Annotated in this window: 24 protein-coding genes; 8 read left to right on the top strand and 16 right to left on the bottom strand. The window is 46.7% G+C overall.

The features are described 5' to 3' along the window. Positions 1 to 204 precede the first annotated feature (204 nt). Positions 205 to 1,062, bottom strand: a complete 858-nt coding sequence (locus EIZ37_RS21535) for a nucleotidyltransferase-like protein (RefSeq protein WP_134686829.1) — start codon at positions 1,060 to 1,062, stop codon at positions 205 to 207. A gap of 176 nt (positions 1,063 to 1,238) precedes the next feature. Here EIZ37_RS21535 and EIZ37_RS21540 point away from each other — a divergent pair, with 176 nt between their 5' ends. Continuing rightward, positions 1,239 to 1,580, top strand: coding sequence for a DUF2614 family zinc ribbon-containing protein (locus EIZ37_RS21540; RefSeq protein ID WP_134686830.1), 342 nt, complete (start codon positions 1,239 to 1,241; stop codon positions 1,578 to 1,580). 121 nt (positions 1,581 to 1,701) lie between these two features. On the opposite strand, the gene EIZ37_RS21545 is transcribed toward EIZ37_RS21540, so the two are convergent. The 4 genes from EIZ37_RS21545 to nth form a co-directional block, all read right to left on the bottom strand. Then, positions 1,702 to 3,459 (bottom strand): glycosyl hydrolase family 18 protein, encoded by a 1,758-nt coding sequence (locus EIZ37_RS21545; protein WP_134686831.1) that lies wholly within the window; start codon positions 3,457 to 3,459, stop codon positions 1,702 to 1,704. Between the two features lie 216 nt (positions 3,460 to 3,675). Continuing rightward, complete coding sequence (perR, locus tag EIZ37_RS21550; protein ID WP_134686832.1) at positions 3,676 to 4,113, bottom strand: peroxide-responsive transcriptional repressor PerR; 438 nt, start codon at positions 4,111 to 4,113, stop codon at positions 3,676 to 3,678. A 140-nt stretch (positions 4,114 to 4,253) separates the two neighbouring features. Further along, positions 4,254 to 6,659, bottom strand: coding sequence for a tetratricopeptide repeat protein (locus tag EIZ37_RS21555; RefSeq protein ID WP_134686833.1), 2,406 nt, complete (start codon positions 6,657 to 6,659; stop codon positions 4,254 to 4,256). Positions 6,660 to 6,788: 129 nt separating this feature from the next. Next, positions 6,789 to 7,451, bottom strand: a complete 663-nt coding sequence (gene nth / locus EIZ37_RS21560) for an endonuclease III (RefSeq protein WP_134686834.1) — start codon at positions 7,449 to 7,451, stop codon at positions 6,789 to 6,791. Positions 7,452 to 7,571: 120 nt separating this feature from the next. Here nth and EIZ37_RS21565 point away from each other — a divergent pair, with 120 nt between their 5' ends. Beyond that, positions 7,572 to 8,474, top strand: coding sequence for a complex I NDUFA9 subunit family protein (locus EIZ37_RS21565; RefSeq protein ID WP_134686835.1), 903 nt, complete (start codon positions 7,572 to 7,574; stop codon positions 8,472 to 8,474). 175 nt (positions 8,475 to 8,649) lie between these two features. On the opposite strand, the gene EIZ37_RS21570 is transcribed toward EIZ37_RS21565, so the two are convergent. Then, positions 8,650 to 8,934 (bottom strand): alpha/beta hydrolase fold domain-containing protein, encoded by a 285-nt coding sequence (locus EIZ37_RS21570; RefSeq protein ID WP_134686836.1) that lies wholly within the window; start codon positions 8,932 to 8,934, stop codon positions 8,650 to 8,652. A 52-nt stretch (positions 8,935 to 8,986) separates the two neighbouring features. On the opposite strand from EIZ37_RS21570, the gene EIZ37_RS21575 reads away from it, so the two are divergent. After that, the gene (locus EIZ37_RS21575; protein ID WP_134686837.1) at positions 8,987 to 9,619 is read left to right on the top strand and encodes a zinc-binding dehydrogenase; all 633 of its coding nucleotides are present in this window, start codon (positions 8,987 to 8,989) and stop codon (positions 9,617 to 9,619) included. A 143-nt stretch (positions 9,620 to 9,762) separates the two neighbouring features. Here the strand turns inward: EIZ37_RS21575 and EIZ37_RS21580 are convergent, their stop codons facing one another. Next, entirely contained in the window at positions 9,763 to 10,050 is a 288-nt protein-coding gene (locus EIZ37_RS21580; protein ID WP_235828150.1) for a winged helix-turn-helix transcriptional regulator, read from the bottom strand. Between the two features lie 119 nt (positions 10,051 to 10,169). On the opposite strand from EIZ37_RS21580, the gene EIZ37_RS21585 reads away from it, so the two are divergent. Then, positions 10,170 to 10,604 carry a YybH family protein gene (locus EIZ37_RS21585; RefSeq protein WP_235828151.1) on the top strand — a complete coding sequence of 145 codons (435 nt, stop codon included), beginning with the start codon at positions 10,170 to 10,172 and terminating at the stop codon, positions 10,602 to 10,604. 381 nt (positions 10,605 to 10,985) lie between these two features. Here EIZ37_RS21585 and EIZ37_RS21590 read toward each other — a convergent pair whose 3' ends face one another. Then, positions 10,986 to 11,924: a helix-turn-helix transcriptional regulator gene (locus EIZ37_RS21590; RefSeq protein WP_134686839.1), complete on the bottom strand. Its 939-nt coding sequence runs from the start codon at positions 11,922 to 11,924 to the stop codon at positions 10,986 to 10,988. A gap of 129 nt (positions 11,925 to 12,053) precedes the next feature. On the opposite strand from EIZ37_RS21590, the gene modA reads away from it, so the two are divergent. The 4 genes from modA (at position 12,054) to EIZ37_RS21610 (ending at position 16,704) form a co-directional block, all read left to right on the top strand. Further along, positions 12,054 to 12,872, top strand: coding sequence for a molybdate ABC transporter substrate-binding protein (modA, locus tag EIZ37_RS21595; protein WP_134686840.1), 819 nt, complete (start codon positions 12,054 to 12,056; stop codon positions 12,870 to 12,872). Continuing rightward, on the top strand, positions 12,872 to 13,525 hold the full coding sequence (gene modB, locus EIZ37_RS21600) for a molybdate ABC transporter permease subunit (RefSeq protein WP_134686841.1): 654 nt from the start codon (positions 12,872 to 12,874) through the stop codon (positions 13,523 to 13,525). Before modA ends, modB begins: the two co-directional genes overlap by 1 nt. Positions 13,526 to 14,274: 749 nt before the next feature. After that, positions 14,275 to 14,778: a hypothetical protein gene (locus EIZ37_RS21605; protein WP_134686842.1), complete on the top strand. Its 504-nt coding sequence runs from the start codon at positions 14,275 to 14,277 to the stop codon at positions 14,776 to 14,778. Positions 14,779 to 15,267: 489 nt separating this feature from the next. Further along, the gene (locus EIZ37_RS21610; RefSeq protein WP_134686843.1) at positions 15,268 to 16,704 is read left to right on the top strand and encodes an HD-GYP domain-containing protein; all 1,437 of its coding nucleotides are present in this window, start codon (positions 15,268 to 15,270) and stop codon (positions 16,702 to 16,704) included. Between the two features lie 94 nt (positions 16,705 to 16,798). On the opposite strand, the gene EIZ37_RS21615 is transcribed toward EIZ37_RS21610, so the two are convergent. From EIZ37_RS21615 to EIZ37_RS21645, 8 genes are all read right to left on the bottom strand, one after another. Beyond that, positions 16,799 to 17,560, bottom strand: a complete 762-nt coding sequence (locus EIZ37_RS21615; protein WP_134686844.1) for an SDR family oxidoreductase — start codon at positions 17,558 to 17,560, stop codon at positions 16,799 to 16,801. A 20-nt stretch (positions 17,561 to 17,580) separates the two neighbouring features. Continuing rightward, a complete protein-coding gene (locus tag EIZ37_RS21620) occupies positions 17,581 to 17,940 on the bottom strand; it encodes a MerR family transcriptional regulator (RefSeq protein ID WP_134686845.1) in 360 nt (119 codons plus the stop codon). 583 nt (positions 17,941 to 18,523) lie between these two features. Next, positions 18,524 to 18,799, bottom strand: a complete 276-nt coding sequence (locus EIZ37_RS26470; RefSeq protein ID WP_235828152.1) for a Rossmann-fold NAD(P)-binding domain-containing protein — start codon at positions 18,797 to 18,799, stop codon at positions 18,524 to 18,526. Between the two features lie 50 nt (positions 18,800 to 18,849). Further along, on the bottom strand, positions 18,850 to 19,386 hold the full coding sequence (locus EIZ37_RS26475) for an SDR family oxidoreductase (protein ID WP_235828153.1): 537 nt from the start codon (positions 19,384 to 19,386) through the stop codon (positions 18,850 to 18,852). Beyond that, positions 19,383 to 19,775: a MerR family transcriptional regulator gene (locus EIZ37_RS21630; protein ID WP_407921165.1), complete on the bottom strand. Its 393-nt coding sequence runs from the start codon at positions 19,773 to 19,775 to the stop codon at positions 19,383 to 19,385. Before EIZ37_RS21630 ends, EIZ37_RS26475 begins: the two co-directional genes overlap by 4 nt. Positions 19,776 to 20,099: 324 nt before the next feature. Further along, complete coding sequence (locus EIZ37_RS21635) at positions 20,100 to 22,685, bottom strand: metallophosphoesterase (RefSeq protein ID WP_134686847.1); 2,586 nt, start codon at positions 22,683 to 22,685, stop codon at positions 20,100 to 20,102. Positions 22,686 to 22,687: 2 nt separating this feature from the next. After that, positions 22,688 to 23,953, bottom strand: coding sequence for a class I SAM-dependent methyltransferase (locus EIZ37_RS21640; RefSeq protein ID WP_134686848.1), 1,266 nt, complete (start codon positions 23,951 to 23,953; stop codon positions 22,688 to 22,690). Positions 23,954 to 23,956: 3 nt separating this feature from the next. Then, positions 23,957 to 24,739: a nucleotidyltransferase domain-containing protein gene (locus tag EIZ37_RS21645; protein WP_134686849.1), complete on the bottom strand. Its 783-nt coding sequence runs from the start codon at positions 24,737 to 24,739 to the stop codon at positions 23,957 to 23,959. Positions 24,740 to 24,753: the final 14 nt, after the last annotated feature.

The raw sequence follows: 24,753 nt of genomic DNA on the forward strand, positions 1-24,753 counted from the left end.
CGTTTCACGCTTTTGCTGTTCAGTTTTCAAAGAACATTTGATGTCTCATCGCCCAGAGGCGACTTTTTTAATTTACCACAGAACTTCTTATGAAATCAAGTGGTATTTTTTTCTTTTATCTTGTCGCTATCAAGTCTTTCGAAGTGACGTTTGTTAATATAGCACGTCACCAAGAATGAAGTCAATAGCATTTTATTAATAAATTTATCCAGAAAGCTGATAGCCTTTTTCGTATATGGACTTCTCTTTATTATGAAGCAGCACCTCGTGAACGATCGTCTTCTTCGCCATTTTATCTAGCAGTAAATGCAGATCAATCTGGCTTCCTGCCAGCGCCGGCTGCTGTGACAATTCCTTTACGAGCCATGGTCGATTTCGCGATTGCAGCACATCCAATAACAGCTGTGTGCAATCCTTCATTTTTGACATCACATGGAACTCGATCGGTAAAAGCAGCAGCTCGATTCGCTTATCCAATGGTTCATGGCTTGCAATCAATTCTTCATATAGCTTGAATACTGATGGATCGACTTGCTTGACTTGGACCCAGAGTGCCGGCGAAGGTTGTTGGCCTCCCTCCCAGATCACGAGCCGAGCCAGCCCCTCGAGTGCACGGAGGATCGCTTGATAAGCATCAAACGCCAACCCGAGCTGCAGCAATTCCTTCGCCTCCAAATAATAACGCAGGAATGACGAGTACTCGATATAAACCCGCTGCTTTTTTGCCTGCTCCGAGATGCGCAGCAACCGTTTTCGATTGACCTTCATAAAGTCATTTCGATCAAGAATAATCTCCGCTTGATTCAACCAATAGGAAAACCGCTCATCAGCACCTTGAATCGCCCAATTTTCGATCTGCCATTGGCTGATTCGATGTTCGACAATCCGCTCCGTCTCCATCTGAAAATGTCTCGTTTCCCATTGCGGTGTAGGTCGATTCACGATCAGCAGGTATAATTGGTTGGCGCCATCTAGAAATAAACTGGGGGAATCATGCTTTGTAACCCGCATAACCGATAAGATCTCTTCTTGATCATGCAGGCTTTTTACATACAACTCCATGAAATCTCCCCCCTTCCAGAAACGGTTAGGAAAAGATTCTACTTAAAATCGCCGTTTCCTGCTTCTCAACAGTTAATTGCTTGTATGCTATAATGATTGACAGCGCTTTGAAAGATAGGCTCATTCCGCAGCCATCCGGCGCGATAGAGGTACTGCCTTAATTGGAGGAATCATACATGAAAAATGTGGATCGCATCAGCAAGATCAAACGAATGCGCACTTGGGCGAACTGGAATATCGGTCTTGGCATTCTTCTTATGTACATTGGTTATGCTTTTTTTGCCGGTTACTTGGGCTCTTGGTTTGAAAAAAACTATTTGTTCATGCTGATCCTGCTGTTAATCGGATTCATCATGACCATGGTGGCAACCGTACTCTTTATGATTTCCGGCATGGTTTCCATGACCTCGCCGCAGGTTCAATGCCCTTCTTGCAACAAAGTAACCAAAATGCTGGGAAAAGAAGACGCCTGCATGTATTGCGGCCAACCTCTTGCCTTGACAGAAGAAACACAGTAAATCGCAAGCTGCTTCAAATTGAAAAGTCGTAGCCAAGTTGCCATTCTGTCAATCGGAAAGCCTATGCTTCCTGATTTGCCAAAAAAGCCGAGACATCAAACTGTCTCGGCTTTTTTTCCTGTTACTGCGGTTTTGTCAAACCTTCTGCGATCGTCGACCAAATCGGCGGTTGCTCAAATCCCCGTCTCCATGCTGCCACTCCGGCCAAGTTGTATTTGTGTACAAGCTCAATCCGCTTGGCCATGGAGGTCGCATCCTCCAGCCACATTTTATACGTCACGCCCGCAGCGGTATCTGTATAGCTGACGTAATTTTGCCCTGACTTCTCATCCAACTGAGGGGTCAGCTTCCGTTCCTTGATCCAGTTTTGCGCACTTTCCATGGACAGGGCCTTGGAGGTCACCTTCACCGTACCGTCCGCCTGTTTGGTCTCGCTCCACAATCGAGTATAGAAAGGTACGCCCAGCAGCACTTTTTTGGCTGGCACTTCTTCCAAAACCCCTTGCAGCCCCGCTTCTGTCCAGGGGAGTGATGCGACTGACCCGGCAACCGGACTGGATGCCCAGTGCTCATCATAGGTCATGACCGCCATATAGTCGACTGTCTGCGCCAATGCAGCCCGATCGTAAAACCGCGACCAGTTGTCACTCGTCGATTTAATCGTCACATCCATCGAAACGGTAAGACCCTGTTCGTGCAGATACGGAGTCAATTCACGAACGAATTGAACCAGCCGAGGCTTATCCTCCAGATAGACGTTCTCGAAATCGAGGTTGATCCCGTCCAGATCATACATATTGGCATACTGCAAAATTTGCGCGATCATTTTCGAACGCAGGCGGTAATCCTTCAGCACGGCCGTCGTCCAGTCGGGGTTAAAGCCGTTGGAAACCAGTCCCCATACTTGGTAGCCTCTGCTGTGCGCCCATGTGACATAGGCCGGATCCGCCTTGTTCCCCAGCGTCCCTTTTTCGTCTGTCAGTTCAAACCAGGTAGGGGATACCACGTTCAGACCCGTCATTTGTGGAATGCCCGCGATTTTTGGATTCCGGTTGACCACATGCTCCCACGCCAGATTGATCTTGCCGCCAAGCGGCTTCCATGCCGCCGGCTGCTGTTCCGATCGGTCAGCTGCGGCCGCTTCCACTTTCCTGATCGCCGACAGCTTCACTGCCTCTTTTGGCAAGTACCCGATGAGACCATTGCCAGCTAGTACGCGGTACCACCCCGCTTCCTCCCCTAACAGATCGACGGCCTGATCCGGCGCTAGCTCACCTACTATACCTTCCCTTACCGACGGCTCTACCCGAAGCGGCTGGGCTTGCGGGCCATCCTCATCGGCGGAAAGCACTTTCCCTTGCTGAATGGCATATCCGCTTTTTTCAAGCAGCAAAACGCCCGTTTCCGGGATATGCTTCATCTGGTAAGGATACAGCTTCTGCAAGGGAGCAAGCGGCACATAGCGAATGCCCTCTACTTCCTTGACCGGCACCTGCAAATTCACAGGTGTCTGATTCAAATAAGCAACCAATTGCTCACTTTCCATCTGCAGCACTTTATCTTTTGATGTCACGATCACGGAGCGAGTCGGCTCGTCCCAGAATATCGCATGATCCATATGTTTTTGAATCAGTGAAAATGGGACGGAAATCTCTCCCTCTTCAAACAAGAATGACTCTTCTTGCACTTCACCTTGATAAATGATCACGTTTTTCCGCCCGTCAAAAGGGGCAACTTGTTCCGCAGATGGCCACGCTCCCAGGAGCCATAGGCCAGCCGTTACTACTCCCCCGCAGAGCAGCAGGAATGCCAAGAGCATACCAGCCCACAGCCTGCGCTTTCGTCTCGGACGTGATGACTTACGCAATGGCATTTCCATGGTTCGACACCTCCGTCCAATGGTCTATCATACTCTTTCGATGATATAGCAGCATCCCTATTCCCACAACCTTTAGAATATATTGCACGTTTTGACTATGTATAACAGGACGCGGGAACAGACAAAAGGTTACATGGTCCGCCATTCATACGAAAAAAACACTTTTCTCCATCATACCGAATAGAGAAAAGTGTTTTGATCCCGAGTATCCATAGGTTAATGGGAGGATTGTTTTTGGCAATCTTCACAAATCCCGTAAACTTCCATGCGATGCCCAGTTACTTTAAAACCGACATCCTGGGAAGCAGCCTTTTCGACTTCCGTCAAGGCCGGGAAATGGAAGTCATGGACAGCACCGCACTCGGAGCAGATCGCATGATAATGATCTTCAACAATATTTGCGTCAAAGCGGCTGGAAGCATCCCCATAAGTTAGCTCTCGTACGAGTCCAGCATCTTTAAAGACACGCAAATTATTGTATACCGTAGCCACGCTCATATTTGGGAATTGACCTTCCAACGCTTTGTAGATTTCATCAGCGGTTGGATGGGACATGGTATCGAGCAGATACGCCAATATGGCATGACGCTGCGGTGTCATCCGTACCCCCGTATGTTTTAGGATTTCTACGGCCTTTTCAACACGTTGCGTCATCTCCGTCATGCACCTCACAATCCTTTAGCGAAACTCATCTGGATTAGCTAGATAGTAACAATCATTTTATTAGAATTGTTACAATTAAGTGTACGTCTATTTCAACGCAAATGTCAATACCATTGCATGGATTCTCTCTGCTAATTGCCGATGGCCTCCCAGGTTACCGGCGCGTGTGCAACAAAGCGATAGGGAAGTCGTACCAGCCGTGCGCCGTCATTCTTCTCCCGAGCGAAGTTTCCGAGCTTGCTTTCTTCATAAAAGAATACTGCCCGGTCACGATTCGTTTGCAGATACATATACGCCTGCTTCCCTTGCTGGGGAACCATGTAGGCATACATCCAGTCGCCATCTCTCATCACATAGCGCCCAGGCTTCGCTTTGCACTGTTCCACCCATTTCTTAATATTTGCAGGGAGCTGCCAGTCCTGTTCAGCCAATTTTTGGACCGGAACGAGATCCATCCTCGATGAGTCGGCCATTTCCGGCTGTTCCTTAAGCAGCTTGGCTGCCTCTGCCGCTTTGTCGCTCTGCGGGTATCGTTCCAGCAGCTGCTGCAATTTCGCCGTATCCTTGGTGTAGTGATAGATCAGCAAAAGCGTATCGTCTGCAAGCTCGGATTCCGGATATCTTTTCAGCAGCTCTTCCCCAGTCTGAAGTATCTGCTGCTGCAGCACGGTTTTGGTTGCATGGAAGGAGACCTCTTCCCCGTAATCGATAAGCTTGCTGTTCATGAGCATCTGCGAAAATAACGTCTTTGCCCCCGTCAGCTCATCCGCTTCCTGCAAATGGATCTGCGAAAAAACATCCGCAGCGTGAACCAAGTGATTGAAGCGCGCGATGTAATGATCCAGACTCACCTGATAATCCATGCTCTTGATTTGTCCCAGCCAAAAGAACGTCTGTCTGTCTCCACGCCAAAGATGATTGTAATACAGCAATGGCTGTTTGGAGATCATCGCCGCGAGCTCGTATTGTTTTTGGGCCTTTTCAGCTCCGGCAGCCCGATTGATCTGCTCCTGCTGCTCAGCTGCTTGCTGGGCAAGTGACTGCTGCTCCTTTACATAGCTCCAAAATGGATAAAAGCTTTGCCAGAGTGTTTCTTGGCCGGATTCGTGGGCGAAAAGATCAGGCTGCTTCGCTTCATAAGCTCTGATGAACTGCTGCATGGCGCTACTCGCCTTGCTATATTGCCGCTCGCGCAAATATTCCACAGCGAGCGAATAATCTACCCACCCCTTCGACCAGGAAGGCAGTTGGGCTGTATCCAACCGGGAAAGCCCGTCTGCCTTCATATTCACATCCAGCACGAACAAGAACTGGCCATAGGCGTCATACTGCAGGTCCTGGTCTCCGAGCGTTCGGGCACGATCAAACCAGTAAAGCGCCCGTTCATAGTTGCCCGTGATCTGATAGCAACGCGCCAAGCGATAAGCGGCATCGTCCAAGGCAGGATGATTCGGATTGTTTTCAATAAAGGCGAGCCATTGGTTGATCGCCTTTTGCGGACTGGCAAAGTCGGAGCCGTGAGACTGATACGAAAGCCATTCCTCTCCGTCTTGTTGATGAAAATAGGGGAAGCCGCGAATCTCCTCATAGGCGGCGATTCCTTGCGCCAGTTTGCCAGCAGGGAAATGCTCCGCCAAAAACTTTTCGCTTATTCCATCCAAGGCAATGGTAAATCCATGCTGCATCCCGCTGTCGTGCAGGCGCTTGGCCGCTTCCATGTCTCCGTGATTGCGGACCAGCTCTTGGTCAATCAATTGTTCCGTTGCCGGGTCTGTCGTCTGCTGGGCTATTTTTTTTAACCAGGCGCTGTCCTTACCATTTCCTTTTACCAGCAGTTCCTGGACGATCAGCCGTTTCGCGGTTGCCGGGATCTCTTTCTTCCCATACAGTTTTTGCAAACGCTCTTGCCCGTCTTGCTTGCTCCCGATTGCCCCGATGATCGCTCTCGCTTGCGGCCGGTCAGGATAGGCAGAAAGAAGGGAATCCAATTGTTGATCACTGATCGCCTGCTTTTTTTCCAAGATCGGCAGCAGCACCATCGCCCCGACTTCGGAAGAATGCTTCAGGGTTTCGAGCAGTTGCTGCTTATCGCCGGCCTGTACCATCGAATCCAGCACTTCCCCTAGTGTAAATGGATCCGGGATGGGCTTGGCTGTCCTAAGCCAGGACAACAATACCGGTTTTACGCGCGGATCCTTCAGCTGACGAGCAACCTCCAGCCAAAATCCCCATTCCTGAAAGATATAGGCCTGCTGCTCGTCCGTCAGACGTAAACGGTTTTCCGTCAAGGCTAATCCTGCCTGAATGTAAGGGAAAAGCCGTTCTTTATGCTGCTGAAGGGCTGCGATCTGTTGCGTGGTCAACGCGCGATCCTGAAGAAACGTCTGGTAAGCCTCTGTCACCACCTGCTGCACCGGGTCTATACTCTCGGCATAAGCCCTAGCGGCTTCGCCCCCCTGTGGGCCAAAGTAAAAGGCAGGTGCGCTGGTGATGGTCAAACTGGCGAAGAGCATTACGGCGATCTTTTGTTTGTACACGGCATTTCCCTCATTTATAAAAGATGATGATTCCTCATCTACTATGACGGATTCGCAAGCCTTATGTTTCGGGAACAGCTTGACGGCAAATGAAAAAAGCAACGGCCTCAATCAGAGGCAGCTGCTTTCTCATGCGGTGCGCGGTTTTTTCGTTTTCTTGGCCGCTTTCTTTTTGGATGGACATACATCCTCAAGCGGGCATACCTCGCATTGCGGACTCTGCGCCTTGCAGTGGTACCTTCCAAAAAAGATGAGGCGATGGTGCGTATTGGCCCATTCCTTTTTGGGGATTTTTTTCATCAGTGTTTTCTCTACTTGCAGCGGCGTATCCGTTTCCTCGCAAAAGCCGAGACGCTTGGCAATCCGCTCGACATGAGTGTCCACTGCCAGCGCAGGCACACCAAACCATGTCGCAATGATCACATTGGCCGTCTTTCTGCCCACTCCCGGGAGTGTGACCAGCTCTTCATGCTTGTCCGGAATCTGACCGTTGTATTTATCGAGCAAGAGCCTGCTCAGCTCCTGAATGTGCTTCGCCTTGTTTTTGTACAGCCCGATCTGTCTGATATCTTCTTGAAGCTCGGTTAAGGGGACGGCCAAGTAATCTTCAGGCGTTTTGTATTTTTGGAACAATCGCTCCGTCACCTGATTGACTTTTTTATCGGTACATTGCGCTGAGAGCAGCACAGCTATGGTCAATTCAAAAGCATTCGAATGATTCAGCTCGCAATGGGCATCAGGAAACATTTCTGCCAATGTGGAGAGAAACCGCTTGGTAGATAGCTTTGCCATAGGGACTCCTTACAATCTGTTTTTTCTTATTATTATACTGGTTTGCTGCGCCAACGAGAAGTGGCGTTTCCCTGCATACATGGTATACTATGGAAAAATGGCGACAGGGAGGTATCCAAGATGAAAGTGCTGCTTACCGGAAGCACCGGATTCGTCGGCAGAGGCATCCTTACCCAATTGATTGATGCGGGGGTTGAACCTGTCTGTCTGGTACGCCCAGGGTCGGAAACAAAAATGCGCATATCACGCTTAGGTCTAGGCAACATTCAGCTCGTTGCCGGGGATTTGTTTGACCCGCTGTCTTTGACAAGAGCCTTGCAAGACTGTGAGGCCGTCATTCATCTGGTGGGCATCATCCGGGAAAGAAAAAGCAAAGGAATCACCTTTTCCCGCATCCATGTAACCGGAACGAAACATTTGCTGGAAGCTGCCAAGAACGCTCCGATCAAGCGGTTTATCCATATGAGTGCATTGGGGGCACGTGCGAATGCAACGAGCGCCTATCATCAAACAAAATATGAAGCGGAACAGCTGGTCATAGACAGCGGCATCCCGTACACCATCTTTCGCCCGTCTGTCATTTTCGGCCCCGACGATGAATTCGTCAATATGCTGGCCGGTCTCGTGCGCATGCCGGTAACGCCTGTGATTGGAGATGGCTCTTACAAGCTGCAGCCTGTCTCCCGCGATACGGTTGCCGAAGTGTTCACCGGGGCGTTGCGCAACGACAAGGCGATCGGGCAAATTTATGAGGTCGGCGGCCCCGAGCAGTTAAGCTATTCGGAGCTGCTAGATCAGATTGGAACTGCACTGCGTAAGCCGCAAGTGAGAAAAATCCATGTTCCTTTGCCGCTGATGCGACCGGTGGTCAACCTGATGGAGGGTTTCCCTTTTTTCCCGATCACCAACACGCAGCTGACCATGCTGTTGGAAGGGAATATTTGCAAAGATGCGGAAAAGCTGTATCGTGACTTTCCTGTTGAGAAAGTACCTTTTTTGGAGGGCATCTCCTCCTATTTGTAGCTACCAATATCAGTGAAAAGAGAAAGGATAGAGGTCTCAGGAATACGCTGAGTCTCTATCCTTTCCTGCTTTATGAATATAATTTCATCCGTTCGGGGCGTTTGGGGGAGTATTCTTTCCGTTATACAATGCACAAAGTGCGGCTATATTCCAAAACAAAGCACACAGAGAACGTTTATCGTAATTGAGTTCGGTTCGCCTCCTTTGGTAATTCGTTCTCACCTTTTCGGGCATGAATCGTTTGCAAAAACGCATCAATCTCCTTGTAAACGGAATGGGCGTCATCAAACAGGTCTGTCATGGCGTAAAAACCGTGAATCATGCCCAAATAACGTTTTTGCGTTACTATGACCCCTGCTTCGGCTAATCGCCGAGCGTAGGTCTCGCCCTCATCGCGCAACGGGTCATACTCTGCCGTTATGATCAAAGCCGGAGGCAAGCCTGCGAACACGCCATTCATAGGCCGGCGGCAACAACGGCTGCGACCCCGAAGAAGGAACCGTGCGCCAAGGATGCGAGGATGCGTCCGTTCGTCATTATGCTCACGAATCGAATGTCCCGCAAAAAGCTGCTCTTTCTCCTCATGCTACTGTTTGTGCTGGGAAACGCGCTGGCCACCGCCGCATCCAGCTCGCCAGGTTGCACGTCGTCTGGGGGCTGACAAGGTTTTCGGTACCGTAGGCTCGCCGGAGAAAATAAGCTTGGCTTCCGAATATGGCTATGACAAACTGTTCATCCGGTCCCGTTTCGTCGAGCAGACTCTCCAGGCAACCGGAGAGCAAGGTGTTCACGCAGTACTCGATCCGGTCGGCGGTGACCTCAGGAAGCTAAGCCATGAAGTGCTCCGACCGTTCGGACAGCTCGTTGTGCTCGGCAATGCCGGGGGCCAACCGGATGTCCTGCAGTCGACCCATGCATTGTGGTCCCACAATCAAACTGTTGCAGGATTTCAGCTTGGCTCTTACAGCGATGCTTTTCCGGCAAGGGTCGGCCAAAGAGCACTGGAAGCGCTGAACATGCTGGCCACAGAAGATATCTGTTCAACCATTTACGGCATCTATCCCGCCGAAGAAGCGAATGAAGCATTACGTGTACTCGAGACGGGCGCAACCCGGGGGAAACTGCTTCTGAAGATGGCGGAATGATTACTTGTAACCAGCCAATCATGAGTTGGGGTTGAACGCCTAATGGACATGGTAACTGTAAGGTTATTGTTGTTTTATGCTTGTGTTTCAGTTATCTATCGCTTCATTTTTTTGAAGGGATATGTAATGCTCGCCTACTTTTATCATTTGCTCCAGAATGGCTCCAGGCTTTTCCCAAAATCAGTTATGCTGTATTCAACCTTCGGAGGCACGGTCATAAATGGAGTGCGTTTAATGATTTTGTTTGCTTCCAACTCCCGCAGTTGCGTAGTAAGAACATGCCTGGATATGCCGGGAATTCGCCGTTGAAGTTCACCGAATCGTCTGGTTTGCTGAAACAGTTCATATAAGATTTTAGGCTTCCACTTTCCACTAATCATTTGCAGCCCCACTTCTACAGGGCAGCCGAAAGTCCCGTCTTGATAAGGCATCTCTTCCTCCCGCTAGGTCAGTTTTTTATGACTATGTCATCATTTTCTGCGTACTTACAATATTACTTGGATCGAGATACGATACATACATGACAATTCTATAGAAAGAGGAGATTTCTGTGAAATCCACCAATAAAGCGGTCATGAAACCGGAAGATATGAATGCTGCGTTTGCAGAAGCCTACAACACAGGTGACATAGACAACCTGCTTGCTTTGTACGAGCCGAATGGTATTCTGGTTAACCACAACGGCGAACCTCGTCACGGAATTGAACAAATTCGTAAAACTTTAGAGGATCTACTGCAATTCCAAGGCAGAATGATATCGAAAAACATGTATTGTATCCCTTTTGAAAATATAGCTTTGTTACGTGCGCACTTTATCCTTCAAACAGAAGGTGCGGACGGTAGCCAAATACAAATCCATGGCCACACTTCGGAGATTGTTAGAAAACAGCAGGACGGCAGCTGGCTCTATATCGTGGATCACCCGTTCGGAGCAGATCTATTAAAAGCAGGAGAATCAGCTGGTAAAGCTTCGATGTGCGAATAGTAGGTTAGATCGTGCCTGTGAAATGCGAATGTGAGGTTAGTCTTAAAATCTATGTTTACGAGAAGATTTCCTAGTCCTATATGACTTCCGATTTCCCTCCCAAAACGGCACCGAACAAATACTTCCTTGGGTACCAAAGAAATATGGTACTATTTCGTATTTGAGTTTTCGTATTTAATTCTAGGTAAAACAAGTGAAATTGAGGGATGACCATTTGCCTAGATTCTGGGTTTTACTTTATTGCTCTTGCCCCCCTTAATGCCCTTCCTCTTACACTTTACTGGCTTTGTTTCATGAGACTATTGATCCTCGTTAGTTTAGCAAAAGGCTGCCATCTCAAGTTGGCAGCCTCGCTTTGTATGTTCCATATTGCTTTCCGTATTAAGCTTCCAAGATGACTTCCCCGGTTCTAGACAGATCATACCCACGGATTGATCTCAGTTCATTTTGAAACTCCTCGGACCGTAAAATTCCTTTGATTGTTTCAATATAATCTCTATTTTCCGGGGTGTTCAGCATGACAAGATCATACCTTTCTTGAATGAGCGGAACAAAATCTACCCCAACGATATAAGCTGCCTTTTCGATCCCGACACCAACATCTGCTTGTCCTTCCGAGACTTTTCCTGCCACGGCAAGATGGTTGGATTCCTCCAAGTGGTATCCCTTTACTTGCTGAGGGGATATCCCATGAAGGCGTAATTGCTCATCAAGCAAGACGCGTGCTCCTGACCCTTTTTCACGGTTGACTATGGTAATGCCGTCTCTTTTCAAGTCCTCCCAGGTACAGATCTGTTTCGGATTTCCCTTTTGTATGTAGAAACCAGCTGTTCTGGAAACGAGATTGATCACAATATAAGGAAATCCCACAAGCAGCTTGCGAATGTAAGAAACGTTATATTCGCCGGTGTCTCCATCAAGGAGATGGGTACTAACCACATCAGCCTGTCCTTGATACATCGATATTAGACTATCCAAGCTGCCGACATAAGATCGGAGCGGACGTACCCGTTTTGTGTTTTTTTCAATATATTTTGCCAGTATATCCAAACTAACGTCTTGGCCAGTAATGACAATCGATTTGGTACCAGGTACAGCAAGGTTTTGTTTCAGTGCTGGCTCTGGCATGGGGCTGGAAAAGGAATGGTTCCCTTCTCTGGCTCTTACTTTGTAGGCCTCCAGTTCGGAAGCCTCGATGCGCATCTGCTTTCCGACACGGTAGGCCGGAAGACTTCCTTTCTTAATCAGGTCATAGACGGTTAATTTGGAAACCTTCAGTAACTTTGCCACTTCTTCAGGTGTATAGGAGACTTCCTGCATCGATGATTCCCTCCATATTTGTGAACACATTATGATTATATCAAATAATCGATTGTTACACATGGACATGATTAGTATAATCTAGTTATATTTAGATATATCTAGTGTGGAGTGGGGGGGTTGTTTTAAATGAAATGGTATTCTCGTGTCACACCCATGTTGGTCATGCTTGTACTCCTAATAAGCGCTATTGTGGGGTGTAGTTCTTCAAATAACCACCAGGGCAATCACTCCAATTCATCCGCCCCCACTGAGTTGTATGTATTGGCAGCCGCGAGCCTTGCTGATGCCATGAAAGAATTGACACCGATCTACGAATCTTCCCATCCTGGCCAAAAGCTCGTGATAAGCTACGGTTCGTCAGGAACTCTCCAGCAGCAGATTGAACAAGGAGCGCCTGCTGATCTGTTCGTATCTGCGGCATCGAAGCAGATGAAGGCTCTGGTGGAGAAAGATTTCATTGACGCACAGAACACCATGGATTTATTAAAGAATCAACTGGTTCTCGTTGTCCCCAAAAATACCGAAACACCGTTTAAAGGCTTTGAAGATCTGCAAAATCCTGCTGTCAAAAAAGTGGCAATCGGCCATCCGGAATCTGTTCCAGCAGGCACCTATGCAAAAGAAACGCTTGCGAACTTAAACGTTTGGGATCCATTGCAGTCGAAATTTGTGTTTGCCAAAGATGTCCGGCAAGTGCTTTCGTACGTAGAAACCGGTAACGTCGATGCTGGAATCGTATACAAGACGGATGCAGCTTCATCCGATAAAGTGACCATTGCCGCAACCGCTGATGAAAAAAGTCATTCACCGATTGTTTATCCGATGGGCGTCACGAAGAATTCCAAACATCCGAATGAAGCCCAAATCCTCTACAAGTGGTTGCATGGATCGGAGGCAGCTTCCGTGTTTGCCAAGTATGGATTTGATCCGGTAGGGAAGCAATAATGGATTTTTGGTCACCGATTCAAATATCGATAAAAGTCACACTTATCGCTAGTATGGTGGCTTTTCTTCCCGCCATCATCGCTGCTTGGTGGATGGCGAATCGTACATATAAAGGAAAAATGATTGTGGAAACATTTCTAATGCTTCCTCTTGTACTTCCTCCTACGGTTGTCGGTTTTGGACTTTTGGTTTTATTCGGCAACCAGAGTTGGCTTGGCAAAGGGATTGAATGGCTGTTTCAACAGCCCATTGTGTTTACCTGGTGGGCAGCCGTCATCGCTGCAAGTGTAGTAGCCTTTCCCTTGATATACCAGACATTAAAAACGGGGTTTGAATCGGTCGATAAGGAATTAGAGGATGCTGCGAGGTCAATGGGGGCAAACGAATGGCAGGTATTCCGGTATGTCACCTTGCCGCTTTCATGGAGATTTACCCTATCAGGATATATGCTAGGCTTCACACGCGGCCTTGGTGAATTCGGTGCGACCTTAATGTTCGCAGGGGATATTCCGGGGGAAACAGAAACCATTCCTACTGCCATCTTCATGGCTGCGGAATCAGGCAATATGACTCTTGCTTCTTATTGGGTAGTCTCGATCGTGGTGTTATCCTTTATTTTGATGAGCGTCATACACAAGATTCGTGGTACATAATTAGCACTTTCAATCAAATCATCAATTTTATTAAAAAGGCGGTTTCCTTTTACACTCGGGAAACCGCTTTCGCTGTTTTGATAACTCAACTGGATTAAACTTTCCTGCTCGTTCTTCCAATGAAACAGGTACAACTGTTCCTAGTCAATCTCCCAAACCGGTTTGATCTTCTGTGACAAAGGTTTGACTCGCTGGGAGGACAACCTATTTTGGAATTTTTTCGGGGTGTAAGGGAACCATTTATCATATATGCTAACTCCTGTTCAAAGGATGATCGTGGTGTCTCTCGCAGTTCTAGCCTTGGTTGCCTGCTTTGTGATGATTGTTTTCGCGATTATCCCCAAAGGGTTCACTCTTACTGAGATGTTCTTTTTGTACTTCCTTATCGGCATATTTACGATTACCCTATTCACCATACTGGATGTGAATTTGCACTGGGTTCCGCTAACTCGAAATATAGAGGGATCTTTTGCCATGTATATTTGTCGCTTTATCGTGATACCTTTTGAAATTCTAATGTCTGTATGCGTACTCCATTCGCATTTGAAAACCAGATGGCGATGGGGATTATCAGCGGCAATCTTATTGTTATTGTGCGTGGAAGATAGGATCTACTTGTGGTTCGGTCTTATCGTGTTCCGTAGATGGAATGAATTCTATTCCGCTCTCATGTACGGGGGATTTATGGTCTTTATATGGGGGATCGCCCGTTGGTTTGTTGGTCTAGGCAGAGGGGGATTCAAAAATACATGAATGTAATTCGTTATGACGATCATTTTAATGCGAACGAGTGGTTTATCGTCATTTCCCTCTTCGTTGGTACCTTATTGGTGTTATTACTGCCAGCACGTTTTACCATAAAGACTACCAGTCTTTACCTCATGTTCGGCGTGTTTTTTGGTTTCTTTTTCGATCACACCTTAAGTGTGTTTCCAGTTAGTTTTTATGTGATAAATGATAGCTCCACCTTTGAAGTGATGGATTTTTTATCGCATGTGATGTACGCCCCATATAGCTATCTTTTCTTTTATCTGTATGACTTCTTTCATATCAAGCTACGTTTTTCACCGATGTACATCTTGGTTTGGGCGTTAGTGAGCGTCGGGTTTGAACGATTTGCTGTGTACTTAGGGGTCTTTCACTATCAACATGGGTACAAAATTTATTATTCTTTCGTGATTTATTTATTAGTGAAAAGTTCTTGGGTCACTTTTTACAGGATGATTCAGTCATACGGAGAAAAACAATTTTAGATGTACGATGGTTAAAACCTGTCTAAAGTATGACGTTTCCGTCTTTAGATGAGAAACCTGCGCTTTCAAGTAATCCCCCTTTCTCCCTCAATGCTGGAAAACTTGGACCAGGGCGTCCTATGAAAGGATTAGAGGCGACGTTTTTCCCCCTTTGATCTTCCCGTGTTTTACCATCCCGCTGTTTCTTTTCCCAATCTTTAAAATTGACTGGCATTCCGTATTCCCAAGAGCCTCAGCAACGGATTGATAACCAGCTCCCCTTCACAAATACATCTAACCGACTTTTGCTTTTGTTCTCCCCTGTATTTTACAAATTGCAGTCCTTTTTCGCCAAAGAAGATCCCCTCTAAGAATCAGTGTACAACCAAGAATGTTATTTTGAATAATGGGCGGAATAATCATAAAGGTTGAACGAACAACAGGCAGGACACGACTCGTTTAATGTCGAATCTTGAAAACATTTGTAGAATATAATGGAAAGTTGGATTGATGATGCCTCGTTCACCTCGCTCTTTAGTCATAACCATGTCTATAACCGCTGTCGTTCTTCTTGTCGGGTATGCTTATCTATTCACCTTCCCCGGACACAGTATCATGTGGGAACTCCCCCGTTTCCACTTTTACGTCATTACTCCTACACTGTTTGCGCTGGCCATCAGCGCCATTGCCGTTGGCTGGACGGGGATCCGACTTCGGGATATGAATGTGCTCATGCTGGCATTAGCGATCTTATCTCTAAATGGATTCTTTCTCATTCACGGGCTTTCGACCCCTGGGTTCATTATTGCTGACCAACACCACTTGGCAGGTGTTGCCTCACAAATCGCGATGACAACGTGTGCAGTCTGGATATTTCTCTCGACCCTTCCCTCGGATCACTCTTTTATCCGCTATGTGTCGAAGCATAGGAGGAGTATTGTCGTCGGTTGGTTAGCCATTATTATCCTGATGAATATCGCGGCTCTTGTCTATCCCAGCATTTCCGACTTCATTCCCATCGATTTAACTCCATTGAATTATCTGATGGCGTACTTCACCATCTTCTTGTATCTTTGGGCCGCCAAGAGATATTTTCTGCAATTTCGGTTAGTCAAATTTCCTTTGCATGCGGCTATCGTATTTGGTTCCGTTCTGCTTTCCATCACAGAAGCTGTCATGGTCACCACAATGATGTGGACATTGGCCTGGTGGTTTTATCATGCAATCCTCGCTGTGTCGGCCCTGTTGCTGTTATATGGGATCATCGCCCAGTATCAGTCGAACATAGCCATTACTCAAAAATTCCATCAAGCGAATAGGTATCAATCTTTTGATCAACTTCGCATTAGCATCTCCAGCAGCATGCAAAATCTAATTGTTGCCACGGAAACCAAAGATGAATATACAGCAGGTCATAATTTCCGTGTAGCCATGTACGGATTGCAACTGGCCCAAGCCATGAATCTGGATACAGAACTCTTGCGGGCACTAGCTCGGGGCGGTCTTATTCACGATGTTGGGAAAATACAGGTTCCAAATGAGATCCTGAATAAACCAGGAAAGTTAACGACGGACGAGAGAATCGTGATCGAGCAACATCCCGTCATCGGTTACGAAATGTGCAAATATATTGGATTTATGACCGAAGAACTGTCCGTTATCCGGCATCATCACGAAAAATGGGACGGGACCGGATATCCAGATAAGCTGAAAGGCACAGAGATTTCTCTACTTGCAAGAATCCTTGCGATTGCGGACGTATACGATGCGCTGACCTCGCGAAGATCATATCGCGAGCCCTGGCCGCATGAACGCGCGTTGCAAGTAATTGTCGAGGGAAGCGGCACCCATTTTGATCCCGACTGCGTCTCCGCCTTTGTGCGACTCTGTAATAGAGGCAAATTGGTTGTTCCGCAGGTACTGTCACCCTCTCCAACTCGTTTCTAACCGCCATGTAATAAGAAAACTCGCCAACACTGCGGCGAGTTTTCTTATTTAACTTTTGAGCACCTACACGTTGGTACATTTTGGGCAGGTGTATCTATTCAATTGTGTTTTTCATTGCTTTGTACATATTCGCTACGTGTTCATCGACTTCATCTCGCGACATGCGTAAGCGAGCCACAGAAGTGCCATAGCCAATTTCCTGTTTGCCCTCTGCCAATCCTTTGAAAATGCCATCTGCGAAAGCATCTAATGGTTCTCCATGTGTATGCAGCCCCGCTCCGCCTAAATCTGTATTCACTGCCGGAGGAGCCACTTCGATTATTTCTACAGACGTGTCAGAAAGTTGGTGTCTTAGACTCATCGTAAACGAATGAAGAGCCGCTTTCGTCGCTGAATAGATCGGAGCAATTGCTAATGGTGTAAAAGCTAACCCAGATGTCACGTTAATGATCGTCGCCGTTTCTTTTGTTGCAAAAAACGGAGCGAACAGCATAGAGAGATGGAACGGTGCTTCAATGTTCGTTATGATTTCTTGATTGAAATAACTCCAATTGTTCTTCGCATCTGCTTTTAACACGTTAAAACGTTGTTGGATCCCTGCATTGTTAACTAATACATTCACGTCTGGGTAGTTCGCTGTTACCCAATCAAACAATGCCGTACGCTCGGATTCTATATTCAAATCACTTACATGAGTAATAAGACTTGGGAGTTTTTCTTTCGCATTTTGAAGTGCATTTTCACGCCGTCCAGTAACTATGACGTTATTTCCAGCTTTTATAAACCGTTCGGCAAATGCTAATCCGATCCCGGTGCTTCCGCCTGTAATAAGGATTGTATTCCCAGAAAGTTTCATTACCGACCTTCTTCTCCTTTCTATTTTCGGTTTGTATAACGTGTAATCTTTACGTCGATCCCTTTTAAGGATTCCGTCATCAACGAAATTTCAGCCAGCACAGCTTGTTTGTGATTCTTCATCATTTCAAGTCGGAGATCAATGGTGCTATCTCCTTCTACTACCCAATCGATATATTGCTTAATACTACTTATCGGCATATGCGTGTTTTTTAAACAAATAACGGTTTCCAGGAGTGCAATTTGAGCTTCTGAAAATAACCGCCTCCCAGCCTCATCACGCTCGATTAAAGGTAGCAATCCTTTTTTTTCATAATAACGTATCGTTGATTCAGGAATATTGAATTTGGCTGAAGCTTCACCAATCGTACAATACTGCATTTGGAGACCTCCAAATTTTCTCTTACACTTTGTCGACAGGAATATGATACGACTTAAACCATGGTTTAAGTCAACAAAAAATACATTTTCGTCTGTCGAACCAAGAAAGGGGTATCCTGGGAAAGACGGACGTATTGTTGGTATGGCCATTCGTCACACGGGAAGAGACTTTGTCACAAAAAGGACTTTGCAAGTATCCTCTCGACTCTCGGCAGAACAAGCGGGGATTTTGCTAGAGAGGAATCTAGCTAATCTATCAGTTAGTGTTACCCGCCGCATCAGACAAAGGGTTGTCCAGTGAAAATAATGTTCTAGACTGAAAGACTTGATCTAACGGGGTTTATGAGCATTGAAAATCGCCAGACTTCGAAAAATAAGTATTAGACTGACTATAAAAATGAAGCAGCGGCGGACCAAGACTTGAAAATAAAGTCTTAGACTACCGCTGCCTTTGTTCAACTAACGAACCCGTTAGCGGAACAATTCGAAGTTCACCCCTTGCGCGGACGAACCCCTGACCTCACCGCTGCCAGCGATGCATTCGGACACGTTTGTCTATTTCATTCCCTCAAAGATAATAGATTTAAGAGATACCCAAATTTATAAAAAGTCCTGCATTCTCCTTAACCCACTCTGCGAAAGTATACGGCTTGTGTCCTGTTACTTCCTCAACTGTCGGCAAAACCGTATAAGCAGATTTAGGCGGATTAAGGTGCCAACTAATCACGTAATCAATTGCATCCTCCTGAACACCCATTCTTCTCATCTGTTCACGTTCTTCTTCTTCAGAGCTCTCAATAAATTGAATTTCACGTCCGATACCCTCACTAATTATCCGGACTTTATCTTGAACGGACAAACTCTCAGGACCCGTTAGTGTATATATTTTACCTGCATGACCTTCCTCAGTTAGTGCAACCGCTGCGACCCGTCCAATATCCGCTTCATGAACAGAAGCAATTCGTGATCCTCCAAACAGATCTCGAACAACCCCCTCAGAGCGTATTGAGTTCGCCCATTTTCGTGCATTTGCCATAAATTCAAAGGCTTGAAGNGTGCATTTGCCATAAATTCAAAGGCTTGAAGTTGAGTCCACTCCAGACCACTTGCCTCAACTGCCATCTCAAAAGGGCCTTTCTCACCATTCCATAAAATGGTAACCCTGCGCACCCCAGCCTTCTCAGCAAGTTCAACGATTTCTGGACCCGTTTGTAACGGGGTATATTCAGCGCCTGTTGTAATTAAATGCATGCCGCTTATGCCAACCAACGCAGAAATTAGCGTACTTGGATCACTTAAATCTCCCGCGACAACCTCTACATCATTAGGAAGATTGGCTTGCAGCGGATTACGTGTCAATGCACGTACCTTTTGTCCCTTTTGAATAAGTTGGTCCACGACGTGTCGCCCTACGGTTCCCGTTGCCCCTGTAACTAATATAGTCACTCGTTTTCCTCCTCCCGTTTTTGTACCATCTGATTGATTTTTTCGGCCAAATTGAACTTCGCTTCGGTTAATGCAGCTATTTGTTGGTTGAGCTCATGCATTTTCGACTGATACATAATCAGTAATTCCTCACAATAGACGTCCTTATCTTTATGCTCCTGATGCTCAGGATATTTGCAGAAGATGATGTCTCGAATTTGTTCCGTTGTCAGCCCTAAACCTAGATAAAGTTGAATTGTGTTTATGGAATCGATCACCTTTTCGTCATATTCCCTGTAATTATTTTCTTGACGAGATGCTTTGATCAATCCTTTCTCCTCATAATAGCGAATCGATCGGGCGCTAACGCCGGTTATTTTTCTTACCTTTCCTATCTTCAAAACGATCACCTCACAGATTTGGAGCACTAAATTTATTATAAAGTTTCACATTAGTGTAAAGGTCAAGAAAGAAGGTTAAATAAAAAATAGCCACCTCAGGGGATGGCCCTTAGTCTAGACATAACAGACTGGATTGTGTTCCGCACGAAATATTTGCTGCGTTAAACTGCCCGCTAGCTTACGCAACAGCTACCAGTCAAGAACTTTATTTTCACGGTCTAACACTTTATTTTCTCAGTCTACAACTTTATTTTCATGTGACAAGGGTGTCGTTCAAGTAGTTTTTTCTACACGAATGACACTCTCTTTGCTTGATTTTATCGGTTATTCCCCCTACAACCTGGGGTCAAATTCTTTTTCCCTGGCCACTTCAAATAAAAGATTTGCTACCGTTGCCTTATACTCCTCATGCTCGGGCGAAATCTCATGAAAGGGAATCGCCAGCATGCGGTTTCCAAGTCGATATTCATTCATCGAGGTCCGCAGCTTTTGATGGATGTTTTTCTGCTTCATCAGCTTCCGGTACTTGTGCGAGAAACGATAGTCATAGCCGTAGACGAGCGTTAAATAATCCGGATTGCGAACCTTCAAGTAAGGAACCGTTTTGCCGTCCAAGATCTCCGGCTTGATCACGACGCCTTCCATATGATTTTCAAGCGTTAACCGTGCGAAGAATTGCTCCGCCTTTTCGTAATGGTCAACTTCGGATAAGTCGATCAGGAGGAAGTCATCATCAGATAGGAAGCTGTACATCTCCGAGGTTTTCCAATCGGGTATCTGCTCTTTCCCATGGTCATAGACCACCTTCAACAGCGCGAACGGCTTGTATGCAAGCTCCCCCTCATCCGCATAGAGCTCAAGCTGTTTTTGATAGGTTTGATAGGCCCTCACCTGATCGTCTACAGACACATGCGCCTCCAACAGCTCATAGACATGCTTATAGTTTTGATACACGCTGGATCCGTATTTTTCACTCAGCGCGGCTTTCGCTGTGTGGTACTGGTCTTGTTCAAACCCGCTTGCCTTATATTGATCCACCAGCGTGTGCCATGCTTGTTCGAACCCATTCTGCTGCACAAAGGCCAATTCGCTTTCCAAGGCTTTCTCGATGGGGGTAAACTGCTTTTCAATCAACCCTGCCCCCATCGCTCTCCACGGAAGCAGCTCTCCATCCAAAAGCAGCATGGCTATTTTGTTCTGCTCCATGTACCCGCCGAACTTATCAAGCAACGAATGGTAAATCTCCTTCAAATCAATCTGCTTGATTTTGTACCCGTTGCGGCTGACCGCAAAGCACTGTTCAAGCTCCTTATGCAGATAGATGTTGCATCTGGAGCCCATGTATTTCGGCTGCAGCACAACCTGTCGGATCCCTCGTTTTGCAAAATAGTCCAAACCGCTACGCAGCGACTCGAGCTCTTGCCTGGCATCATCCTTATCGGCCGGAGCCATCGTACCCGAGATAAAATTGACTTTATTTTGCGAGCAATAATGCAGCCTGCGCAGTTCATCATCCCCCAGATCCTGAATCGCAACGCCTCGTTCTGCATGGAACAACGTTGGCAATTCGTCCGTCATCACGGCGTTTGCTGACTTCTGTGATTTGAAAAACGGCTTATGTGAAAAGCTCACCGAAGTCAGCTGATTGCCATGGACGCTTCCGGTATCGAGATGGATTTTGTTTTTGATGCGGAACGCTTGCTTGGCGGCGATATGCCCGAAGACGTGATACGGATGATTGTTCACCGCTTCCTGTGCCAGGAAGGCTAGCCGCTCCTCCAGCTTCTCACTGCGATCAAGACGGAAATTTCGTTGATGGCGGACCGAATTGATGTCCAGCTTGCCCATGTATTTTTTTCTGCATGGCGCGTGAGTCACGATGAACGATGGACCCTTTGCTCCAATCATTTTGAAAAACGGCTTCGATAGCGTATATAAGTGGTTAAACTTCCGCAGCAGCTCTGCATCGTTTTTCAGGACTTGGGTGGAATCGAAAAAGGAGTGGAGAAGCGCTTGCTCGACGCCCTTTATTTCCCCTTTCAAATACTTGTAGACAAAATGCTCATGATTGCCCGTGACGAACAGGAAGTGCTCCTGATTATTATAGAGGAATTCTACCGTCTCTCTCGTGTTCTTCCCCTTGTCGATCCAGTCGCCCGCCAAGATGATCCTGGTATTTTGCACTTTATCGGTGGCAACCAGCTTATTGCCGTCTATCTGATAGCCATAGCTGAGCAAAAGCCCTTTCAACTCCTGGATGCATTCATGGACATCGCCGATGATGATATACCTTTGATCCTGGGGAAGAATCGTGGACAGGTAATCATGGACATCCTCGATGACCACGTTGTAATCAGGATTGGCTTTCTTCTCTGTCGGTGAGTAAAAGTTTTTGTAACGCACCCGGTGAATGTTTGCATAGCCTTCACGGGACAACGTGCCGAGAACGTCCTTTTTTAATCGATTGATGTGTTTGCTAATCAGTTTTTTGGAACGTTCCGACGCGTAATAATCTTCGCGGTTGCGATAATCAAACAGAATTACTTCCACGTTGTAGTTATTTTCATGGGCGATGGCCCGAATCTTAGCCCGAAACTCTTCGGATAACCCGGTAGTATCGAGTACGACGAACTCCGCATTGATCGGATAGGATGTGGCCATTTTCAGCTTTTCATAGAGAAGATGGAAAGCCTGCTCGCTCGCTTCCAGCATGACCTGATCATATTTATCGTACTCAAATCCAAGAACCTCCTGGCGAATCTGATCAGAGGAAATATATTGGATGTTTGCTTGGAACTGTTGCGACTCAAAGGCAAAACGCAAGCCGGGTATCAACACTTCCTTGGCAAACGTGGTTTTGCCGCATTCCGTCGATCCGACCATCATGAGAATCGTATGAACCTTTGTCTGGAGCTCCACTGTCAGGCCCCCCTTTTCTTAAGAATGACTCCTTGCGTTGTTCGGATGTTGTTTACTCCGTCACCCATGTAAACGAACTCATAATGCAGATCCGTCCCGCTGATAACATCCAGCAACCACTTCTGAAATGCTTCTTGCCCCATCTCCCACTTGTGGTCGTCATGCCGGAATCCGCTCAGTTCATAGTACGGATTGAAGTCAGCGTTCGGTGTCGTAATGAGAAAATAGTCGAAATCGATATTCTTGCAAACCAGCTGAATCAGCATGGCGGCCTCTTCCTGGCTCATGTGCTCAATGACTTCCGTCAGAATAATATCGACCAACTCTCCGTTATACACCTCTAAAAAGTGTTCAATCGAACCAAAGGTTACTATGTTTTCAAGCTCTTTCGCCGTTGCTTTGCGATTAACGGATGCCAACGCTTCTTCATTGATATCAATCGCATAATAGCTTCCCTCTATCTTGGCCGCGAAAGGAATCGCGTAAAAGCCTTCCCCGCAGCCAATATCAAGGATCGATTTGTTAAAGGGCAGTGCACTGCCGATATAGTTCCTTCTCTGCAGCGCGGTATTGCCAAACGCAAACTGGATGTCGTATCGGCCGCTCTTTTCGATCTCCGCTTTATATTTGGCAAAACGATCCCTGGAAGACAGGAGGTTTCGCACAAACAGGCTGCGGATATAGAAAGGGGCATCGATCACATTGATGCTCTTCACGTATTTATCCAGGATGTTATCCGAAATATCGATGTATTCATTGCCAAATGTGGACAGAAACAGGCACAGAACACTCGTTACATGCAGCAGCTGATAGAGACTTTTCCGCGTGGTCACAGTGAGCGAGTAACTTTTATGCGCATGATGCTTGATCTCAAAGGAAAAATCCTTCATGTGCCGGGCGAATATATCAATGTAACGTACCAACTCGATATGAATCATGTTGATGAAAAAGCTATGCTCATAGCCCTCTACGTCCCGCTCATCCTGCGCTTTCAGCGGCGCAGAAAAGAATTCGTTGATTGCGTTCAACGGAAACAGCGGCGTGTTATATCGTGACACATTCAAATATTCGAAGTTTTCCTGTTGAACCTGCTTGTAGGAAATCTCATTGTCTGCATCCTTGAAATACACATTGTAGGTGGAGCTATCCGTATACCAGCCATAAGCGATTCCTTTGCGAATCGACCGGAGGATCATGCCGGAATTCGGATTCTTCTTGATCAGAAAAGAAAGAGTTGGGTTTGTTGATTTCAGTTGCACAATAGCCATTTGCTACCCCCATACTTCTTGCAAAGCGGAGCGGAACAAGGCATCAAGCTGTTGATCCTGACCGCCTTCCGCAAGCTTCAATGATGTTGATATACCTTGAAAATATTCGATCCTCTCCTCTAAATAATCGTGGATCGGCGTGACTCTTGGCTCATAGTCCAGCTCTTCTCCCGCCTTCTTTCGCGTCAGGAGACGTTGGATGGCTTCTCGCAGCTCACGATCCGCAGGCAGCAGCTTTTCTACCAGAAGGTCAAATTCCATCGGCGGCATCGTGTTGAACTTCTCGATCCAGCCGCACGCCAGTATAGGGCGGAGTACATAAAAGTACTTTTTGAGCTTTACCTGCTCGCCTTGCAGATAGTCGCGAAAGTTCCCTTTTGCCATACTGAGATAGTGGTACATGCAAGACTTGGGCGAAAAAGTCAGCGGAGATAAGCTGCGCATCTGCTTCGCCACCGAATATTTTTCGTAATATTGAATCGGAGAGCGCAGCCACTCCTGGATCGGCGGATTGGATTTCCGGAACAAATACAGGGCTTTGCGCAAATCCCATCCGTTGACGTCAAGCATGTTGTTGATCGGCCTCTCGATCACGTCTCTTTTTTCAAAGATGGAAACGTACCATTCCACTGGCCGAATGTAGAGAAAGCGAACGTCATAATCGCTATCTTTGGAAGGAAACCCCCATGCCCGGCTTCCTGATTCGCAGGCATACAGGATGCGGACATTTTCCTCTTGTTCGATCTTTTGAAGCTCTTGCAGGATGAGTTGTTTGTAGTCAGACATGGTGGTTTCTCCTT

The organism is Brevibacillus migulae (genome assembly GCF_004521915.1).
Lineage (GTDB): Bacteria > Bacillota > Bacilli > Brevibacillales > Brevibacillaceae > Brevibacillus_F > Brevibacillus_F migulae.

What these genes read in the sequence shown, in the direction of transcription:
- EIZ37_RS21535 (WP_134686829.1), bottom strand. Translation starts at nt 1,062, where the DNA reads ATGGAGTTGTATGTAAAAAGCCTGCATGATCAAGAAGAGATCTTATCG.
- EIZ37_RS21540 (WP_134686830.1), top strand. Translation starts at nt 1,239, where the DNA reads ATGAAAAATGTGGATCGCATCAGCAAGATCAAACGAATGCGCACTTGG.
- EIZ37_RS21545 (WP_134686831.1), bottom strand. Translation starts at nt 3,459, where the DNA reads ATGGAAATGCCATTGCGTAAGTCATCACGTCCGAGACGAAAGCGCAGG.
- perR (WP_134686832.1), bottom strand. Translation starts at nt 4,113, where the DNA reads ATGACGCAACGTGTTGAAAAGGCCGTAGAAATCCTAAAACATACGGGG.
- nth (WP_134686834.1), bottom strand. Translation starts at nt 7,451, where the DNA reads ATGGCAAAGCTATCTACCAAGCGGTTTCTCTCCACATTGGCAGAAATG.
- EIZ37_RS21565 (WP_134686835.1), top strand. Translation starts at nt 7,572, where the DNA reads ATGAAAGTGCTGCTTACCGGAAGCACCGGATTCGTCGGCAGAGGCATC.
- EIZ37_RS21570 (WP_134686836.1), bottom strand. Translation starts at nt 8,934, where the DNA reads ATGAATGGCGTGTTCGCAGGCTTGCCTCCGGCTTTGATCATAACGGCA.
- EIZ37_RS21575 (WP_134686837.1), top strand. Translation starts at nt 8,987, where the DNA reads ATGCGAGGATGCGTCCGTTCGTCATTATGCTCACGAATCGAATGTCCC.
- EIZ37_RS21580 (WP_235828150.1), bottom strand. Translation starts at nt 10,050, where the DNA reads ATGCCTTATCAAGACGGGACTTTCGGCTGCCCTGTAGAAGTGGGGCTG.
- EIZ37_RS21590 (WP_134686839.1), bottom strand. Translation starts at nt 11,924, where the DNA reads ATGCAGGAAGTCTCCTATACACCTGAAGAAGTGGCAAAGTTACTGAAG.
- modA (WP_134686840.1), top strand. Translation starts at nt 12,054, where the DNA reads ATGAAATGGTATTCTCGTGTCACACCCATGTTGGTCATGCTTGTACTC.
- modB (WP_134686841.1), top strand. Translation starts at nt 12,872, where the DNA reads ATGGATTTTTGGTCACCGATTCAAATATCGATAAAAGTCACACTTATC.
- EIZ37_RS21605 (WP_134686842.1), top strand. Translation starts at nt 14,275, where the DNA reads ATGAATGTAATTCGTTATGACGATCATTTTAATGCGAACGAGTGGTTT.
- EIZ37_RS21610 (WP_134686843.1), top strand. Translation starts at nt 15,268, where the DNA reads ATGATGCCTCGTTCACCTCGCTCTTTAGTCATAACCATGTCTATAACC.
- EIZ37_RS21615 (WP_134686844.1), bottom strand. Translation starts at nt 17,560, where the DNA reads ATGAAACTTTCTGGGAATACAATCCTTATTACAGGCGGAAGCACCGGG.
- EIZ37_RS21620 (WP_134686845.1), bottom strand. Translation starts at nt 17,940, where the DNA reads ATGCAGTATTGTACGATTGGTGAAGCTTCAGCCAAATTCAATATTCCT.
- EIZ37_RS21640 (WP_134686848.1), bottom strand. Translation starts at nt 23,953, where the DNA reads ATGGCTATTGTGCAACTGAAATCAACAAACCCAACTCTTTCTTTTCTG.
- EIZ37_RS21645 (WP_134686849.1), bottom strand. Translation starts at nt 24,739, where the DNA reads ATGTCTGACTACAAACAACTCATCCTGCAAGAGCTTCAAAAGATCGAA.